We start from the raw sequence: 1,831 nt of genomic DNA on the forward strand, positions 1-1,831 counted from the left end.
CTAAAGGTTGTCCCGTAAGCGATCTTGGAATTGGTGATGGGGTGGTGGCGGCCCCGGCTGCTGGTCTATCCGGCGAGGGCGAGGTTGTGGAGGCGGGCGATGCCGAGCATCGCCTGGTGGACGCCGTCGCCCTTGAGGCGGCAGTCGCGGAGGATCTTCCAACTCTTCATCCGCGCGAAGGCGTGCTCGACGCGGGCGCGGGCCCGCCGATGGACAGTGTTCTCGGCTTCCTGTTGTTTCGTGAGCCGGCCGCCACGCGGTTTGCGGTGCGGAATCAGGGCTCCGCATCCCGGATAGCCGCCGTCGGCCAGGAGTGGGGCGTTCTTCACGGACCGGTCGACGCCGGACTCGGTGAAGGCGCGGCAGTCGTTGCGGTTGCCGGGCAGCGGCTGGCCGACCGCGACGACCCGGCGGGTGTTGGCGTCGATGACGACCTGATGGTTGGTGGAGTAGCGGTAATTCTTACTGGACGCGGCGATGGTGCGGTCGTGCGTGGGCACGAGGGTGCCGTCCACGATGAGGACGGTCCCGGCCCCGTGCCGGCGCCGTACTGGGGCCAGTGCGAGCAACGGCGCGATATCGTCGATGACGCGGTCCGCCGTCGACTTCGACACCCCGAACAACGGGCCGAGCTGCCGCATCGTCAGATCGGTGCGCCAGTAGGCCGCGACCATCAGCACCCGGTCCTCCAGGGACAGCGCCCAGCCCCGGCCGCCGGTCGGCGCCCCACCGCCCCGGCGCCGCACCACGCCGACCAGTTTGCGGAATTGACGCTCGCTCAGCCCCGAGAACGGCCCTATCCAGCCCGGCTCCGACGCCGTGATCACACCAGTCACGCCAAGATCATCCCACCCCGGTCACTCCGTACGGAGCAACCTCCAGGGTCCAGCCGGGGCGGGAACAGAAGCGCGCTCTGGGTGAAAAGCGTGGTGGGTTGTGTCCGTGTCCCGGGTGATTGCGCCGACGCTCCCGGGGGGATGTTGGGGCTGCTCAGCCTTTGAACACGGTGTCGACGCCGACGTCCACGGTGAGGGGCACCGTGCCGTCGGGACGCACCAGTTCGGCATCGGTCGTCTCCAGGTCGACGGAGACGCAGACGCGGCCGTCACGGATGTAGGCGTAGACCTGGACACCGGCGATCTCGATGCAGGGAAGGGCGTCTTGGCTGGCGGGGTGGAAGCGCGCGGCGTGGTTGAGTTCAGTGGCGCGGCTGTTGTTGATGGTCATGTCTGGTTTCCTCTCATCGCAGGGTGGCCTGGCGCTGTGTGCGGGGTGAGGGCGGGGAGCGCGACCCGGTCGGGTTCAGGGGTTGGTCAGCGTCACTTCTTCGACATCGTCGAGGAGCCGGGCCAGAGATGCCCCCGGCTCCTCAGGGAACGCCCAGCTGATGCCGGCTTCGGTGAGAGCGGCCGCTATCCGGTCCGGCAGCGTCGCCCACACGTCCGGGTCGGTGCCGGCCCGATCGCAGGCGATCTGCAGCAGGACCCGGCGGGGCCCGGCGGTGTCGCCGGTCGCGCGCACCTGCACCAGCCCGTCCAGGCCGACCGCGTTCACCGCGGCACGGGCCCGGTCGGCGAGGTCCCAGGTACTGAGGTACTCCAGCGTGACCGGACGCGACCACGCCTTGCGTACCGTGTCCGCGATGTCGTTCGCGGACACCCCGGCGCGGTGGTCGGCAAGCATCGCGTCCAGCAGACTGCGGCGCGCGTTGACGTAACTCTCCAGCGCGACGCGTGAGTTCTCCGTCACGACCACCACTCTATGGTCAACATCCTGACCAGTCAAGATATTGACCGCATCACTCCCAAGATCGCTTACGGGACAACTTTTA

Annotated in this window: 3 protein-coding genes; all 3 read right to left on the reverse strand. The window is 68.4% G+C overall.

Features of this window, described 5'->3' with window-relative positions:
- Positions 1-65: 65 nt before the first annotated feature.
- Entirely contained in the window at positions 66-836 is a 771-nt protein-coding gene (locus ABZ896_RS52695; RefSeq protein WP_360946644.1) for a transposase, read from the reverse strand.
- A gap of 154 nt (positions 837-990) precedes the next feature.
- Positions 991-1,227 carry a hypothetical protein gene (locus tag ABZ896_RS52700; RefSeq protein ID WP_360946647.1) on the reverse strand — a complete coding sequence of 79 codons (237 nt, stop codon included), beginning with the start codon at positions 1,225-1,227 and terminating at the stop codon, positions 991-993.
- Between the two features lie 75 nt (positions 1,228-1,302).
- The gene (locus ABZ896_RS52705; RefSeq protein WP_360946650.1) at positions 1,303-1,749 is read right to left on the reverse strand and encodes a hypothetical protein; all 447 of its coding nucleotides are present in this window, start codon (positions 1,747-1,749) and stop codon (positions 1,303-1,305) included.
- Positions 1,750-1,831 lie beyond the last annotated feature (82 nt).

The organism is Streptomyces sp. NPDC047072 (assembly GCF_040643855.1).
Lineage (GTDB): Bacteria > Actinomycetota > Actinomycetes > Streptomycetales > Streptomycetaceae > Streptomyces.